The sequence below is a fragment of the Hahella chejuensis KCTC 2396 genome (genome assembly GCF_000012985.1).
Taxonomy (GTDB): Bacteria; Pseudomonadota; Gammaproteobacteria; order Pseudomonadales; family Oleiphilaceae; genus Hahella; species Hahella chejuensis.
Genome location: NC_007645.1, coordinates 6,879,145 through 6,893,005 on the forward strand (window position 1 = coordinate 6,879,145; position 13,861 = coordinate 6,893,005).

Sequence of the window (13,861 nt, forward strand, 5' to 3'; positions counted from 1 at the left end):
CTCTCTTATCCCGCCATGGCGATGGAGCCACGGCGCTGCTTACGGTCCAAAGGTTCATTGCTAAGCGCGTGCATGATTGACCAGGCCACATCCGCATGGCCGGTTTTGCTGCTGCGGTCGGCCACGTAGGTGACCAAGTCGTTGCCGGTGGTGGTCTGCTTCACCTGCAGGAACGCCTGGGGAATGTCGGTGTGTTCCGCGTCCCACTCAATACGGGCGTTTTCGATCACGTCCATGGCTTTCAACACCAGGGCGGTTTTGGCGTTCAGACTGTAGTGAATGGGCGTGGCGCGAGGGTAGAAGGCTTTCACCTGCTCGAATACGCCCAGGCCGGGGCCGGTGCAGTCGATGCCCACAAACTGCACGTTGTAACGTCCTAACAGATCCTTGATGCGGTTCGCCTGATAGCTGAACGCGCCTTTTAACTGGATCTTTTCCAGCACGCGGAACTTGCCGGCGGGATGCATCGGCGGCGCCACCACCACCACGGTGGAGCGGTCCCCCGTGCGTGCGGGATCGTAACCCAGCCAAACCGGATAATTCGCAAACGGGCGCGGCTGCCTGGGCTTGAAGTCGGGCCAGACCTCGCCGCTGCAGACGGCGCAGCTTAGCAAGTCGTCCAGCTTGAACACGGAGAGGCCCGCTTCCATGAACGCGCACATAAACAGGTTGTTGAATTCCGCCTCGGTGTATTCCTGCTTCAGCTCGTCGATGTCGAACAGGTCGCAGCCCTGGTTTGCGGCATCCTCCACCGTGACCACGTTACGCCAGACCTTATCCGGCCCCAGCTGACCCTCCCGTAACGCCGCCCGCGACAGATCAAACTCGACCTTATGCCGGCGGCTCTCGTTGTAACGCTCGCCGCTCCACAAGGTATAGGCGCCGTGGCTTTTCACCGATGGCGTGGAAAAGTAGGTTTTGCGCCATTTCTTATGCGCCGCCATGCCGCTGGCCAGCTTGTTGAGCCGATCAAAATCGGGAATCCAGAACACTTCGTCGATGTAAAGGTGGCCGTGGTAACCCTGGGCGGTGCGGCCATTGGTGGACACAAAACGCAGCTCCGCGCCGTTGCTAAGCGGGATCACGTCCACGCCTTTCAATTCCGTGTCGAAATACTCCCGCGCAAACTTGAGGATGTAGGCCTTAAAAATGTCGGCCTGGGAGCGGCTGGCGGATAGAAAGATCTGGTTATCGCCGGACGTGATCGCGTCCTGAAACGCTTCCCAGGCAAAGTAATAGGTGGCGCCGATCTGGCGCGACTTCAGAATAAAGCGCGTGCGCTGGCTTTTGTTATCGTGCCAGCGGTGCTGGTAGTCATAAAACAGTTCTTTGCGGATGGTCTCCAGGCGTTCCGGGGTAATCCCGCTCACGTCATTCTTCACGCCGCGCTTTTTCTTCTTGCGGTTGCCGCCGGCGTCGCCGTGGTCCGACTGCGCTTTCTCCCGCGCGGTTTTGGCTTTCTTCAAATCAATACCGGCCAGCTTATCCAGCAGGTTGCTGAGCCGGTCTATCTCCTGGTAATCGCCCGCGACCTTATTGGTTTTTTCAACCAAGTGAATTAACCGCCGGGCGGTGGCCTGCTCGACGGTTTCGTGTTGCAGCATGTCTTTCCAGTTGTGCCGCTCAATCCACTGGTAAATAACGCGGACGTTATTAATCCCCAGCTGCTGCTGGATTTCCGCCGGCGTGATATGGCGAAGAAAAAGGCCCTTCGCCGCTTCGATGATTTCAGGGGGATAACGTGATGACATGCGGCCCAGTGTAAGGGCTTTTTGGCGGCGTTAATCCTTGTTTAACTCCTTGTTATTCCTACCAAAAACAACAAGGAAAGACGCGTATTCAAAGCCTTTGCCGGGGCCGGTGGGAATGCCTATCTTGGCGTCATCGCAACGACTGACGGACCCGAACCCATGCCCCGCACCCTGCATACCGATTTTGTCAAAGTGGCCACCAGCGGACCCACGATCGACGGGCGCAACATCGCCGCCCAGGACATTATCGACATGGCCGCTAACTACGACCCCGCCGAATACACGGCCAACATCTGGTACGAGCACATCCGCATTTTTGGAAACCTCGGCCAGGTGGTGGCGGTGAAGCACGAACAGGACGACAAAGGCCGGGAGTGTTTGTTCGCCAGAATCGCCCCCTCGGACCAACTGATTTTGATGAACACCAGCGGGCAAAAGCTGTTTACCTCTATTGAGATCCAGCCGAATTTCGCCGGGACCGGCAAAGCCTATCTGGCGGGCCTGGCGGTGACCGATTCGCCGGCCAGCCTGGGCACGTCGGAACTGCGCTTTAACGCCCGGGCGCAACACCCGGACAACCTGTTTAGCGCCCCGATTGAACTAGCGCCGCTGCGCGTGGACAACCCGACCAGCCTGTTTTCCCGGCTCATGGGCAAGTTTGCGCGAGCGGAACCCAGCCACGAACCCAACGAACAAGAGCACGCCATGACGGAAGACCAATTCAAGCAGCTTAACCGCGCCCTGGCGGACGGCTTCGCCAGCCTGGCGGACAAGCTGAACGCCAAAGACGACGACCCGAAAGAACCCGACGCCCCGGATCTGGCGCAAGCGCTGGCGGAGATCAAAGCCGAGTTCGCCGACCTGAAGACCGCGCACGACAGCCTAAAGGCGGAATTCAGCGCCGCCCTGGAAGAAGCGCCCGGCACCCTGATCCCGGAAGGCGTCGGCGACGCCGCCCCGCGCGTGCTGTAACTCAAACCACTTACGAGCGGACCGAATGAACTTTAAAACGAAACAATTATTCAATGACATGTGCGCCGCCATGGCGGCCACCTATGGCGTGGGCTCCGTCGCGGAGCAGTTCAACGTTGAACCCACTATCGCCCAGGAGTTGCAGGACAAGATCACCGAAAGCTCGGAGTTCTTGCAGCTGATCAACGTGGTGGCGGTGGACGAACTGAAAGGGGAAAAAGTCATCGGCAGCGTGACCGGCTTTGTGCCCAAGCGCACCGACACCGACAGCGCCGACCGTCAGACCAGCGACGTGCTGGCCCTGGGCAGTAAAGGCTATGAGCTGCACCCGGTGGAATACGACACCCATATTAAATACAAAACCATCGATTCCTGGGCCAAGTTTCCCGACTTCCAAGCCCGTTACGGCGGATGGGTGCGCAAGGCCATCAGCCTGTCAAAACTCCGTGTGGGCTGGCTGGGCACCAGCTGCGCGCTACCTGCGACCAAGCCAGGCGACCACCCCAACGGCGAGGACGTGAACAAAGGCTGGTTGCAGCAACTACGGGAATTTAAATCCGGTTCGCAGTGGTTCGTCGAAGGCGCGACCGCCGGCCAGATCCGTATTGGCGAGGGCGGCGATTTCGCCAACCTGGACGCGGCGGTCCACGCCTGCTTACAGATGGTGGACGAGCTGCATCGCGACGGCGGCGACCTGGTGGTGATCATGGGGCGGGATCTGCTGGCGGAGGACAAGGCGCAGCTATACGCAGCGCAAGGTCACAAGCCAACGGAAAAAGAGCGCCTGGAGAACCAAGCGATTATCCGCACCTATGGCGGTTTGCCGGCGATCACCGCGCCCTTTTTCCCGGCCCGGGGCCTGCTGGTCACCAGCCTGGATAACCTGAGCCTTTACTACCAGGCCGACAGCCTGCGCCGCCAGGTGATCGACAACCCGAAACGTAACCGCGTGGAAGACTTCAACAGCCTGAACGAGGGCTATGTGATCGAGGACGAAACCAAGGCCGCCGGCTTTGAGTTCGCCAACGTGAAGTTGCCCGACGGCGCGGGCGCTTGGGCCTAATTTCTGGAATGCGCAGGGACGCGCCTTACCGCCGGGCTGAATCTGAAGCCGGCCCAGCGGCTTTTTTTCATCGCATTAAACAGGGGAAGCCATGCCACTGCTGACCGTCCAACACAAACAGCGCCGACTCGCCAGGCAGGCCGCCAGCGACGCCTTAACCGCGGCGGATAAGGCTAGCCATGCCCCGGTGATGAATAGCGCACTGTCGCCCCGGGTGCGGGGCGATTACCAGGTGGCCCTGGCGGCGCTGACGCAATGCCGGGAGCAGCTGGCCGAGCTGGACAGCATCCCGGACAAGGTCGCGTTAAAGGCGCGCGTGCTGCCCCAGTTCATGGACTTTTTGCAGGCGTACCGGGACAGCGGCCAGCGCTACCCCAACGAGGTGTTGGTGTTTTGCGTCATCTGGTTGTTCGACGTGGGCGACATCGAAAGCGCCCTGTCCTGGGCGGGCCTCGCCATTGAACAACAGCAATGCATGCCCGGCCACTTTAAACGGGATCTGCCGACTTACGTGCTGGAAGAGGTCCACGACTGGGCGGAGCGCCAGTTCAAGGCCGGCGACAGCGCCAGCCCCTACCTGGACGACGCGGCGGCGAAGCTGACGGCCCAGACCTGGCCCACGGCAAACGACATTGTCGCCGGCAAGCTGTACCGCCAATGCGGGCTGAACGCGGAGCAAAACGGCGACCTGAACGCGGCGCTGACCTACTTCGAGCAGGCGCAGGCGGCCAACCCGGCGGCGGGCTGTAAAACCCGCATCGCCAAACTACAGGCCAAGTTGGGACTGGCCTAACCGACTACCCACCCGGGCGGGCGCCTGGGGACGCTGCCGGCCTCGCGCCGCGTCAGCTGAACCCAGTGCGCGCCGCCTTCTTATTTGGAGGCTGCGACCATGAGTTTCAGCGGTAAAAGCAACGCCGTGATAGAGGCGACGCTCACCAATGACGGCTTTTTCCCGGACCTGTCTTTGGCGGAGTTTCAGCGGGTTTACCGCATCCCGGCGGAGTACCACGGGGACATGGTCGCGGCCCATGTGCGCCAGGCCATGCTGGACATTAATTTCAGCCTGGCGATGCGTAAGGCGGAATGGCTGAGCGGCGGCTTTAAAACCTTGGACGCGGTCGGCGCGGAGCAGCTGGACGGTCGCAACGTGCTGGTCCTGTACTACCTGCGCGCCGTGTCTTATCGCGCCAAAGCGTCGCTGCTCAACGCCTTCGCCACCATGAACCGGCGGGCGCAGGCGGAGAACCTGGCCAAAGAATCGGACGATACCGAGCAAAGCCTGTTAAGCGACAGCGTGCGCGCGCTGCGTCGCCTGCTGGGCGCGGCCACGGGCATTACGGCGGAGTTGCTGTAATGGCCCTGGTGAAGCTGCGCGAGCTGACCCGTTTCCTGCTGGCCCAGGATCTGGCCCCGGCGGAACAGTGGGACAGCTGGATGGAAAACGGAACCCTGGAGGCGGCGGATAAGCGCCTGGGCGCAGGCGTGCGGGTGTGCCGACTGAAGTATGACGCGGTGCTGGCGGTGGAGCGCTACAGCGGCCCGCCGCCACTGCTGATCGCCCATGTGGTGACCTGGCTCATGGACCACGACCCCGAGCGGGACCGTGACGGCTTGGGTCATCCCGATATTGATGTGGACGTAAACGGCGACGATACCGCCGACATAGAAATACGCATCGGCTTTTACGAGAACCTGGACCTGGTGCGCGACGACGCCGGCGCGATCCAGTTTAACGGCGCGCGCTGGCGGGTGGAAATGGTCCCGGTGTACGAGCCCGACGCGGTCGGCGTGGGCGACGATAAAGCCCTGCCCACGGATGCGCCCTATGTCCGTAAAAATTGAGGTCGGCGGCCATCTGAAATTAAAGCGCCAGCTGGCCCTTTTGAAACTGCCGGCGGCCAGGCGCAAGCGCATCCTGGGACAGATCGGGCGCCAGGTGCGCACCCAGTCACGCAAGCGCCTGCGCAGCCAGACCGGCCTGGACGGCCAGCCCTGGGAAGCGCGCAAACAGGGCAATAAAAAAATGCTGCGGGGCTTAAGCAAACGCCTGGCGGTGTTCGCCGGCCCGGATCGGGTGACGATCACCTTTAAAAACGCCCTGGTCGGTCGTATCGCACGCATGCAGCAAGAGGGCGTCACGGAAGTGATGACCCGCGCCCGCATGCAACAGCGCCACGGCCAACCCGACTACGCCGCCCCGGCGACCCGGGGCCAGGCCAGGCAGCTGCGCGAGGCGGGATTCACCATTCCGCGCGGCCAGGGGCGCGGGCGCAAACGGCCCACGCTGAAGTGGGTCACGCAGAATATGACTTTCGGCCAGGCCGGCGCCGTGCTGCGCGCGCTGACCGACAAACCGCGCCAGGGGCGCTGGTTGATACCTCTGCCGGCGCGCAGCTTTTTAGGGGCGACGCAGCACGACATCGACGCGTTCATTGATCGCATTTTTAAACAGACATTCAAGCAGGCAACAAAGGGTTAACCATGGCGCAAGGCAAGGTCACCATCAATAACTTGAACCTCTCGCAAGGAAACTTCCCCGAGGTGGAGCGCAAGGCGCTGTTTATCGGCGTCGGCGCGAAGAACCTGGGACGGGTGCTGTCGCTAAACACCCAAAGCAACCTGGACGAGAGCCTGGGCGCGGACGACAGCGCCCTAAAAACCAACGTCGCGGCGGCCAAGGCCAATGGCGGCGAGAACTGGCAAGCCTACGCGGCGCCGATTAACAGCGGCGATCCCTGGGAGGCGGCCTTAGATCAGGCCATGTTAACCGTGTCGCCGGAACTGGTGGCGCTGTGTGCGCCGGCGGCGGACGCCGCCGCCATTGAGGCAATGCAGACCAAAGCGGAATTGATCCGCACCACGATAGGCCGACGCGTCATCATCCTGACCGCCAGCGCCGGCGTGGATGCGGAGACGCAAAGCTGGAGCGATTACGAGGCGGCCCAGGCGGCGATCACCCAGGGCGCGGCCTGTCCTCGCGTGGCGGTTGTCCCGCAACTGCACGGCAACGACTTAGGCGTGCTGGTGGGGCGGTTATGCAATCGGGCGGTGAGTATCGCCGATAGTCCGATGCGCGTCGCCACCGGCTCCGTGTTGGGGCTGGGGGATGCCCCCGTGGACCGCGACGGCGTGGAACTGCCGGACGCCACCCTGGCGACCCTGGACGCCAACCGCCTGTCCTGCGTGCAGCGTTACCCGGATTACCCGGGCACCTACTGGGGCGACTGCAACCTGCTGGACGTGCCGGCGGGCGATTACCAGGTAATTGAAAACCTGCGCGTGGTGGACAAGGCCGCGCGCGCCATTCGCATTCTGGCCATCGCCCGGGTGGCGAACCGTTCGCTGAATTCCACCCCGGTCAGCATCGCCGCCAACAAAACCTATTTCATGCGCCCGCTGCGCGAGATGAGCAAAAGCGTCGTTTTTGCGGGCGAACATTTTCCGGGGGAGATCAAAAGCCCCAAGGACGACAGCATCGAGATTGTTTGGCCGACCAAAACCCGGGTGGAGGTGTACTTGAAAGTGCAGCCGTACAACTGCCCCAAGGACATTACCGCCAACATCATTTTGGATCTGTCTAACTAAGGACACGGAGCAACAACCATGAGTCAAAAGCGCCTTTCCGGCAAAGACATAGACGTGATGATCGGCGACATGCTGGTGCATGTGGAGGAAGTCACGTTAAGCATTGAGGACGCCACGGCGGTGACCAAAACGCGCGGCATTCCTAACGGATACGTGGACGGCGAAGTCAGCGCGTCGGGCGATATCACGGTGGACACCACCAACCTGCAAACCATTTTAGACGCGGCCAAGGCCGCCGGCAGCTTCCGCGCCCTGGAGCCGTTCGACCAGGTGTTTAACGGCGCCACCAGCGGCGGGGAACTGCGCATCGAGGCGTTCGGCTGCAAGCTGCGCATCTCCGACTTGTTGAACGCCAAAGCCAGCGGCGGCGAGCAGCTGACCCACAAACTGGCCTACGACGTGACGGACCCGGACTTTGTGCGCATTAACGGCGTGCCCTACGTGGACGCGTCGGAAACGGAAAAGCTGGTGTAAGTCATGGCAAGGGACATCTTAGACCAGGCCGCCGAGTTGCAAGAAAAGCTTAACGCGCAGGCGCTGGCCCGGCAGCGGGCCGGCTCCACCCTGGGCCAACCCAGCCGAGCCGTCTGTATTGACTGCGAGGACGCCATTCCGCCGCTACGTCAGCAGCTCGGCGGGGTCTCCCGCTGCGTGGAGTGCGAAGACTACTACCAACATGCGCAACGGCTAATACGCCAAAGGGGGCGCGGATGATCGCCATCAATTACGAACAGCTGCGCGCGGCGGTGCGCAATCAGGGACACCGGTTTTTTGAAAGCGGCGACTACAACCTGAATCTGGTGGGCGTGCGCGCCCAGGATCGCCACGCCAACACCTTTAACGACCTCTTGTGTGTGGCGTTTCAGATCCAAGGGCAAACCCACTGCTTTAGTTTTCCGGCGACCACGGACCCCGGCGTTTATTGGCGCGAACATCTGGCCAACGAAAAAGGGACCGCCATCGTCGCGCCGGGCCAGTATGCGGGCGTGTGGGCGCTGGGCAAACATCAAGGCAAGTATGACGCCCTGGTGCAGCGCGGGCCGATTACTGTGTTTCGGGACAAGGACCGCAACGCCCAGCTGGACGCCCAGGGAGCCACCGAGACAGGTCACTTCGGCATTAACTGTCACCGCGCCACCGAAGATGGCCAAAGCCTTCGCGTAGATCGTTGGTCAGCGGGCTGTCAGGTGATCGCGGACAGCGCCGACTTTGATGTGCTGTTGGCCTTATGTCGCAAGGCGGCGGGGCTATACGGCAATCGTTTCACTTACACCCTGCTGGATGAAACCGAGGTAAGCCGATGAGCCTGTTAAGCAAAGTGGTGGACGTGGTGACCGGCGGCCTGGCGGACAGAGCTTATCAAGTCGTCAAAGACTATTTCCCGCCGGACATGAGCGAGGCGCAGCGCGCCAATGTGCAGCTGGCGCTGGACAAGCTGGAGCTGGAACGCAGACAGCAGGCGGAGCAAGCCCGGCATGCGGCGGAAAAGCAGTTAACCGAGCGCATCAAGGAACTGGAGGGCAGCGCCAAAGACCTGCTGCGGCTGCCCATCCTGGGACCGCTGATGTTGTTTCTGCGGGGCTGTCAGCGCCCGGTGTGGGGCTTCGCCACCCTGTATCTGGACTGGATGTGGTTTAGCGCCTGGACCCTGGACGAACAGCAACAAACCGCGCTGATCACGATCAACGTGCTGGTGTTGGGATTCCTGTTTGGCGAGCGCGCGCTGGCCAACGCCGCGCCCCGCATCCTGCACTTTATGAAAGCCCGTAAAAGGGGGTGATCCATGCACGACAAAGCCGCGTCAGCGGCGGCTTACGCCAGCTCCGCCGTGGCGACCTTATTCGGCTTGAGCCTGAGCCAGGTGGTCGCCCTGGGCGGGCTGCTGATCGCCGCCGCCACCTTCGTGATGAACTGGTATTACAAGCAAAAGCATTTAGATCTGGCCCGCGAACAGGCCAGCCAACAACGCAACGGAGTTAACCAAGATGAGCAACCCAACCACCCAAATGATTGACGTTACGGCAGCCGGCCAGGACTTCAGCTTTAACGTGACCCGCGAGGCGTACAACAAGTACGTCAACGCAGTGACGCCCACGAACAAGGTCGCCCCCAGCCATAACTTTCTGGTCGGGACCGTGGCCCAGGAGCAGCGCGACGCCCTGGTGAAACTAATCAGAGAAACGCCCGGCGCGGAGGTGCAGCTGGCCGGCGCGGTGCTGGAGGAGTACACCCCGGATCTGGGCATCGTGGCAAAAAAGCGCAGCGCATAGCGGACCAGATCGCCGCCAACGGCTATGACCAGTTACGCGCCTACGCGTCCAAGTGGCTGCCGGGACAGGATCAGGACGAACAGGTTTTAGGGTTTGCCCTGTTTCTGGAAACCGACTTTTGGAAACGCCAGGAAATCGCCGTCGCTAACGGCATCGCCAAAGCCTTAAAAGGGTAACGACTCAATGAGCAACAAACTGGAAAAGCTGATGTTCAGCGTGTCGCTGATTGATAAAGCGAGCGGCGTCGCGGGCAAGATCCAGCACAGCCTGGATAAGCTGACCCAGCACGCCACCCGGGGCTTTGTGCAGATGGCCGCCGGCGCGACGGGACTGCTGGGCGCGGGCGTCGCCCTGGAGAGCATGCTGGGACCGGCCATTGAGATGGATCGCGCCTTGGGGGAAGTCAAAAGCCTGGGCGTGGCCAATGACGCCTTGCGCACCCTAGAGGAAACCGCGCTGCGCTTTTCCATTCGCTATGGCGAAGCCGCCGACGACTTCGTGCGCTCCAGTTACGATATTCAAAGCGCCATCGCCGGGCTAAGCGGTCGCGAGCTGGCCGCCTTCACCGAGGCCGGCGGCGTGCTGGCCAAGGCCACCAAATCCGACAGCGCCACGATCACCAACTACATGGGGACCATGTACGGGGTGTTCCAGCGCACGGCGGAGCAGATGGGCAAGGCGCAATGGGTGCAAACTCTGGCCGGCCAGACCGCCAGCGCGGTGCAGATGTTCAAAACCACCGGCGCGGAAATGGCCGCGGCCTTCGGCAACCTGGGCGCGGAAGCGCAAAGCCAGGGCGTGACCATGGCGGAACAAATGGCGGTGTTGGGATCGCTGCAGGCGACCATGAGCGGGACCGAAGCCGGCACCAAATACAAGGCGTTCTTAGCCGGCGTCGGCAACGCCCAGAAAGCCCTGGGCCTGGCGTTCACCGACAGCGAAGGCCGCTTGTTGCCCATGGTGGAGATCCTGACCCGCATTCAAGGCAAGTTTGGCGACATCGACACGGTGGCCAAGGCGGATCTATTGAAAACAGCTTTTGGCTCCACGGAAGCGGTCGGCCTGGTCAAGCTGCTGATGCAGAACACCCAGGGTCTGGCGGGCGCCATTGACCAGCTGGGGGCGCAGACCGGCATGGATAAAGCGCGGACCATGGCCGAGGCCATGATAGATCCCTGGCAGCGCTGGGCGGCGGGCGTGAATGCGGTCAAGGTCAGTTTGGGGCGGGCGTTCCTGCCCCTGCTGCAACCGCTATTAGATCGGATGACCGCCGGCGCGGACACCCTGACGCGCTGGACCCGATTGTTTCCGAACCTGACCCGCCTGGTGGCGATCGCCACGTTAACCGTGATCGGCTTGGTGGCGGCGGCCTCCGCCTTCGCCCTGGCCGCCGGCGTCGCCCAGCTGGTGCTGGCGGGCTGGCATGCGGTGTTATTGCTCGGCGCGGGCGCGATGCGCGCCTGGTCGCTGGCGGTCAGCGCCGGGCGCGCGGCGCTGTTCCTGTTGCAGATCGGAACCTATCTGGCGGCGGGAGCCTTTACCGCCATGCGGGCGGCCTTGCTGACCGGCGCAGCGGCGACCTGGGCGTTTTCCACGGCGCTGCTGGCCAACCCCATTACCTGGATCGTGTTGGGCGTGGTGGCACTGATCGCGGCGCTGGCCGCCCTGGTGATCTATTGGGACGAAGTCAGCGCGGCGGCGTCCGCCGCCCTGGGCTGGATCATGGAAAAGTGGACCGGGTTGCGCGGGATCATTGAGGACAACGCCTTTTTAAGCGCGGTATTCGCGCCGCTGCTGGCGGCGGCGGATCTGGCGGGATGGGTGATTGATTCGTTTGCAACGATTCCCGACTGGTGGGCGCAGTTTACCGACTGGCTGGCGCAGCTGGACCCGTTCGCCGTGATCGGCGCCGGCGTGGATTGGCTGATAGACAAAATCAACGCCATTCCCGGCATTGAAATAGGCGACGGCGGCGAGATCCAGCTGTCCGAAAAAGTGCGCCAGGAGCGCGAAAGCATCCAGCGCTTTGCGCCGGCCCTGGACGAAGGCCGGGTGAACCAGACGCCGCCGGGGGGCTTTCTGCAGCAAGTCAGTAACGCCAACACCACCACTCACCGGGGCGTGACTGTGGAGAAACTGGAGGTGAACGCCACGGGACCGGTCAACGGCTTCCTGCTGGCGGATGAACTGAGCATGGCGGCGGGGTAATGCATGGCGGACTTTATCGATCTTTTTATCGTTAACAACGATATCAGCCTGGACGCCATCGGCGTGCCCATGGAGATAAGCGGGCGCGCGTCCATCGCCCAGGATTTGAAACACATGATCCGCGAAAGCGGCCTGCTGGTGGAGCAGATCGGCGAGCGCAACCCGGAAAAAGTGGCGTTAAACCTGAGCCGGATTGAAACCCGCATCGAGAACGATGCGCGAATAAAACCGGGCACGGCCAAGGTCACGCGCACGGACCCGGAAACGGTGTATATCACCGCCAAAACCCTGAAATACGGCCACTTAGAGTTTTATCTATGAACGACCATACAGACGACTTTAGACGCCTGGTCAAAGACGCCGGCATTCCCACCACCGAGGCGGAGTTAAACCGCGCCTGGCGGGAGGAAGTGGCCGCCCAGGGCGTGGCGTTCAGCAACGACAGCGACTATTCGCCCTGGTGGCGCATGGTGTCGGCGCTGGTGACCCAGCCCGTGCTATGGCTGGTGGACCTGCTGATTAGCGGCGTGTTGCCGCAAATGTTTGTGAAGACGGCCAGCGGGGCCGCCCTGGATCTGCTGGCCTGGGGCGTGGCGGTGGAGCGCAAGCAGGCGGCCAGGGCGCGCGGACGCGTGCAGTTCACCCGGGCCGACCTCTCCGGAGAACTGGAGATCGCGGCGGGAACCGGGATTCAAAGCGCGAGCATTAACGGCAAGATCTATAGCTTACGCACCACTGCGCCCCAACGCTTTCACGATGGGGAAGCCACATTACTGGTGGACGTGGAGGCGGTGGACGTGGGCAGCGGTTACAACCTGGCGGCGGGCTATTACGCCGTCTTACAAACTCCCATCCCCGGCGTGACGGTCACCAACCTGGATAACTGGCTGTTGCAGCCGGGTGCAGATCGGGAAACGGACGACGCCCTGCGTCGGCGGGTGCGCAACCAGTTCAGCGCGGTGAACCAATGGCACACCGACGCGGTGTATACGGCGATCATCGCCCGCTTTGACGGCGTCAGCGTGGATAACGTGTTTTTTGAGCATGAAGCGCCGCGCGGTCCCGGCACAGCCAACGCCTTTATTTTGTTTGAAACCGGCGCCCCGGACGCGGCCTTTTTAGCGCGTATTCAGGCGACCATTTCCGACGACGGCAACCACGGCCACGGCGACGACCTGCAGGTGTTCGCCATGCCGGAAACCCAACACGACGTCAGCGCCGATATGTGGGCGGACGACCGCCTGGACGCCACCGCGCGGGAGCAGCTAAGGCAATCGGTCATGCAGTTTATCCGGGCGGCGTTCCGGGAGAATCAGGACTATCAACCCACGCGGACCTTTCCGTTTAGCCGGTTTTCTTTCAGTCGTCTGGCGCAGGAGTTACACGGGGAATTTCCGGCGCTGGCGTCCATTGATTTTAAAACCAGCGATATCACCAGCCAGATGGACATTCCCCGGCTGAAATCGCTCACGGTGACCTTGAAATGATCGAGATTAAATTACCGTTCTGGCTCAGCGGGGAGCAGCTGACCAGGCTGACCCGCGCCGCCCGCCGTTACTGGGAGCGGGTGGAGCATTGGCTGCGCTGGCCGCTGCGTCAGATCGACGCGGAGACCTGCGCCCTGGGCGTGCTGGATCTGCTGGCCTGGCAGCGCAATATCACGCGCTTTACCGGCGAACCGGAACACCTGTACCGGCTGCGGGTGAAGTACGCCTACGCCAACGCGGTGGACGCCGGCAGCGTGGCGGGGGTGAAGCGGATTTTTCAACGCCTGGGCGTGGGTTACCTGGAGGTGGAGGAGCGCACCCCGGGCCGCGACTGGGACGTGATCACGCTGCGGGTGACGGACGGCCAGCTGGCGCAGAACGCCAAGCTGCTGTCCATCATCATCGGCAAATACGGCCGGACCTGCCGGCGCTATCAGTTCGAAGTGATCACCCCGCTGACGGCGGGCGTGGCGCTGACGGAATTCAACAACACCTGGACCACGGACGTGGCGACGCTTTAAG

19 protein-coding genes are annotated in these 13,861 nt (G+C 62.1%); 18 read left to right on the plus strand and 1 reads right to left on the minus strand.

The window, feature by feature from the left end:
• Positions 1-5: 5 nt before the first annotated feature.
• Entirely contained in the window at positions 6-1,751 is a 1,746-nt protein-coding gene (locus HCH_RS30520; protein ID WP_011400440.1) for a terminase large subunit domain-containing protein, read from the minus strand.
• Between the two features lie 159 nt (positions 1,752-1,910).
• On the opposite strand from HCH_RS30520, the gene HCH_RS30525 reads away from it, so the two are divergent.
• From HCH_RS30525 to HCH_RS30605, 18 genes are all read left to right on the plus strand, one after another.
• The gene (locus tag HCH_RS30525) at positions 1,911-2,723 is read left to right on the plus strand and encodes a GPO family capsid scaffolding protein (protein WP_011400441.1); all 813 of its coding nucleotides are present in this window, start codon (positions 1,911-1,913) and stop codon (positions 2,721-2,723) included.
• 25 nt (positions 2,724-2,748) lie between these two features.
• Positions 2,749-3,786, plus strand: coding sequence for a phage major capsid protein, P2 family (locus HCH_RS30530; RefSeq protein ID WP_011400442.1), 1,038 nt, complete (start codon positions 2,749-2,751; stop codon positions 3,784-3,786).
• A 91-nt stretch (positions 3,787-3,877) separates the two neighbouring features.
• Positions 3,878-4,579: a phage terminase small subunit gene (gene gpM / locus HCH_RS30535; RefSeq protein ID WP_011400443.1), complete on the plus strand. Its 702-nt coding sequence runs from the start codon at positions 3,878-3,880 to the stop codon at positions 4,577-4,579.
• 99 nt (positions 4,580-4,678) lie between these two features.
• Positions 4,679-5,143, plus strand: a complete 465-nt coding sequence (locus HCH_RS30540; protein WP_011400444.1) for a head completion/stabilization protein — start codon at positions 4,679-4,681, stop codon at positions 5,141-5,143.
• A complete protein-coding gene (locus tag HCH_RS30545) occupies positions 5,143-5,631 on the plus strand; it encodes a phage tail protein (RefSeq protein WP_011400445.1) in 489 nt (162 codons plus the stop codon). The genes HCH_RS30540 and HCH_RS30545 overlap by 1 nt, the downstream gene beginning before the upstream one ends.
• Positions 5,615-6,268 (plus strand): phage virion morphogenesis protein, encoded by a 654-nt coding sequence (locus HCH_RS30550; protein ID WP_041599038.1) that lies wholly within the window; start codon positions 5,615-5,617, stop codon positions 6,266-6,268. Before HCH_RS30545 ends, HCH_RS30550 begins: the two co-directional genes overlap by 17 nt.
• A gap of 2 nt (positions 6,269-6,270) precedes the next feature.
• Positions 6,271-7,374: a DUF2586 domain-containing protein gene (locus HCH_RS30555; RefSeq protein ID WP_011400447.1), complete on the plus strand. Its 1,104-nt coding sequence runs from the start codon at positions 6,271-6,273 to the stop codon at positions 7,372-7,374.
• An 18-nt stretch (positions 7,375-7,392) separates the two neighbouring features.
• Positions 7,393-7,848, plus strand: a complete 456-nt coding sequence (locus HCH_RS30560) for a DUF2597 family protein (RefSeq protein WP_011394376.1) — start codon at positions 7,393-7,395, stop codon at positions 7,846-7,848.
• Positions 7,849-7,851: 3 nt separating this feature from the next.
• The gene (locus HCH_RS30565; RefSeq protein ID WP_041599039.1) at positions 7,852-8,088 is read left to right on the plus strand and encodes a hypothetical protein; all 237 of its coding nucleotides are present in this window, start codon (positions 7,852-7,854) and stop codon (positions 8,086-8,088) included.
• Positions 8,085-8,678, plus strand: coding sequence for a hypothetical protein (locus tag HCH_RS30570; RefSeq protein WP_011400448.1), 594 nt, complete (start codon positions 8,085-8,087; stop codon positions 8,676-8,678). Before HCH_RS30565 ends, HCH_RS30570 begins: the two co-directional genes overlap by 4 nt.
• Positions 8,675-9,154: a hypothetical protein gene (locus tag HCH_RS30575; RefSeq protein WP_011400449.1), complete on the plus strand. Its 480-nt coding sequence runs from the start codon at positions 8,675-8,677 to the stop codon at positions 9,152-9,154. The genes HCH_RS30570 and HCH_RS30575 overlap by 4 nt, the downstream gene beginning before the upstream one ends.
• Positions 9,155-9,157: 3 nt before the next feature.
• Complete coding sequence (locus tag HCH_RS30580; RefSeq protein ID WP_011400450.1) at positions 9,158-9,388, plus strand: HP1 family phage holin; 231 nt, start codon at positions 9,158-9,160, stop codon at positions 9,386-9,388.
• Positions 9,360-9,644, plus strand: coding sequence for a putative phage tail assembly chaperone (locus HCH_RS30585; RefSeq protein ID WP_011400451.1), 285 nt, complete (start codon positions 9,360-9,362; stop codon positions 9,642-9,644). Before HCH_RS30580 ends, HCH_RS30585 begins: the two co-directional genes overlap by 29 nt.
• Before the next feature lie 56 nt (positions 9,645-9,700).
• Positions 9,701-9,820 (plus strand): DUF6890 family protein, encoded by a 120-nt coding sequence (locus tag HCH_RS35320; protein WP_420794884.1) that lies wholly within the window; start codon positions 9,701-9,703, stop codon positions 9,818-9,820.
• 7 nt (positions 9,821-9,827) lie between these two features.
• Positions 9,828-11,852 carry a phage tail tape measure protein gene (locus tag HCH_RS30590; protein WP_011400452.1) on the plus strand — a complete coding sequence of 675 codons (2,025 nt, stop codon included), beginning with the start codon at positions 9,828-9,830 and terminating at the stop codon, positions 11,850-11,852.
• Positions 11,853-11,855: 3 nt separating this feature from the next.
• Positions 11,856-12,173 carry a DUF2590 family protein gene (locus HCH_RS30595; protein WP_011400453.1) on the plus strand — a complete coding sequence of 106 codons (318 nt, stop codon included), beginning with the start codon at positions 11,856-11,858 and terminating at the stop codon, positions 12,171-12,173.
• On the plus strand, positions 12,170-13,339 hold the full coding sequence (locus HCH_RS30600; RefSeq protein WP_011400454.1) for a baseplate J/gp47 family protein: 1,170 nt from the start codon (positions 12,170-12,172) through the stop codon (positions 13,337-13,339). The genes HCH_RS30595 and HCH_RS30600 overlap by 4 nt, the downstream gene beginning before the upstream one ends.
• A complete protein-coding gene (locus HCH_RS30605; RefSeq protein WP_011400455.1) occupies positions 13,336-13,860 on the plus strand; it encodes a phage tail protein in 525 nt (174 codons plus the stop codon). Before HCH_RS30600 ends, HCH_RS30605 begins: the two co-directional genes overlap by 4 nt.
• Position 13,861 lies beyond the last annotated feature (1 nt).

What these genes read in the sequence shown, in the direction of transcription:
- HCH_RS30520 (WP_011400440.1), bottom strand. Translation starts at nt 1,751, where the DNA reads ATGTCATCACGTTATCCCCCTGAAATCATCGAAGCGGCGAAGGGCCTT.
- HCH_RS30525 (WP_011400441.1), top strand. Translation starts at nt 1,911, where the DNA reads ATGCCCCGCACCCTGCATACCGATTTTGTCAAAGTGGCCACCAGCGGA.
- HCH_RS30530 (WP_011400442.1), top strand. Translation starts at nt 2,749, where the DNA reads ATGAACTTTAAAACGAAACAATTATTCAATGACATGTGCGCCGCCATG.
- gpM (WP_011400443.1), top strand. Translation starts at nt 3,878, where the DNA reads ATGCCACTGCTGACCGTCCAACACAAACAGCGCCGACTCGCCAGGCAG.
- HCH_RS30540 (WP_011400444.1), top strand. Translation starts at nt 4,679, where the DNA reads ATGAGTTTCAGCGGTAAAAGCAACGCCGTGATAGAGGCGACGCTCACC.
- HCH_RS30545 (WP_011400445.1), top strand. Translation starts at nt 5,143, where the DNA reads ATGGCCCTGGTGAAGCTGCGCGAGCTGACCCGTTTCCTGCTGGCCCAG.
- HCH_RS30550 (WP_041599038.1), top strand. Translation starts at nt 5,615, where the DNA reads ATGTCCGTAAAAATTGAGGTCGGCGGCCATCTGAAATTAAAGCGCCAG.
- HCH_RS30555 (WP_011400447.1), top strand. Translation starts at nt 6,271, where the DNA reads ATGGCGCAAGGCAAGGTCACCATCAATAACTTGAACCTCTCGCAAGGA.
- HCH_RS30560 (WP_011394376.1), top strand. Translation starts at nt 7,393, where the DNA reads ATGAGTCAAAAGCGCCTTTCCGGCAAAGACATAGACGTGATGATCGGC.
- HCH_RS30565 (WP_041599039.1), top strand. Translation starts at nt 7,852, where the DNA reads ATGGCAAGGGACATCTTAGACCAGGCCGCCGAGTTGCAAGAAAAGCTT.
- HCH_RS30570 (WP_011400448.1), top strand. Translation starts at nt 8,085, where the DNA reads ATGATCGCCATCAATTACGAACAGCTGCGCGCGGCGGTGCGCAATCAG.
- HCH_RS30575 (WP_011400449.1), top strand. Translation starts at nt 8,675, where the DNA reads ATGAGCCTGTTAAGCAAAGTGGTGGACGTGGTGACCGGCGGCCTGGCG.
- HCH_RS30580 (WP_011400450.1), top strand. Translation starts at nt 9,158, where the DNA reads ATGCACGACAAAGCCGCGTCAGCGGCGGCTTACGCCAGCTCCGCCGTG.
- HCH_RS30585 (WP_011400451.1), top strand. Translation starts at nt 9,360, where the DNA reads ATGAGCAACCCAACCACCCAAATGATTGACGTTACGGCAGCCGGCCAG.
- HCH_RS30590 (WP_011400452.1), top strand. Translation starts at nt 9,828, where the DNA reads ATGAGCAACAAACTGGAAAAGCTGATGTTCAGCGTGTCGCTGATTGAT.
- HCH_RS30595 (WP_011400453.1), top strand. Translation starts at nt 11,856, where the DNA reads ATGGCGGACTTTATCGATCTTTTTATCGTTAACAACGATATCAGCCTG.
- HCH_RS30600 (WP_011400454.1), top strand. Translation starts at nt 12,170, where the DNA reads ATGAACGACCATACAGACGACTTTAGACGCCTGGTCAAAGACGCCGGC.
- HCH_RS30605 (WP_011400455.1), top strand. Translation starts at nt 13,336, where the DNA reads ATGATCGAGATTAAATTACCGTTCTGGCTCAGCGGGGAGCAGCTGACC.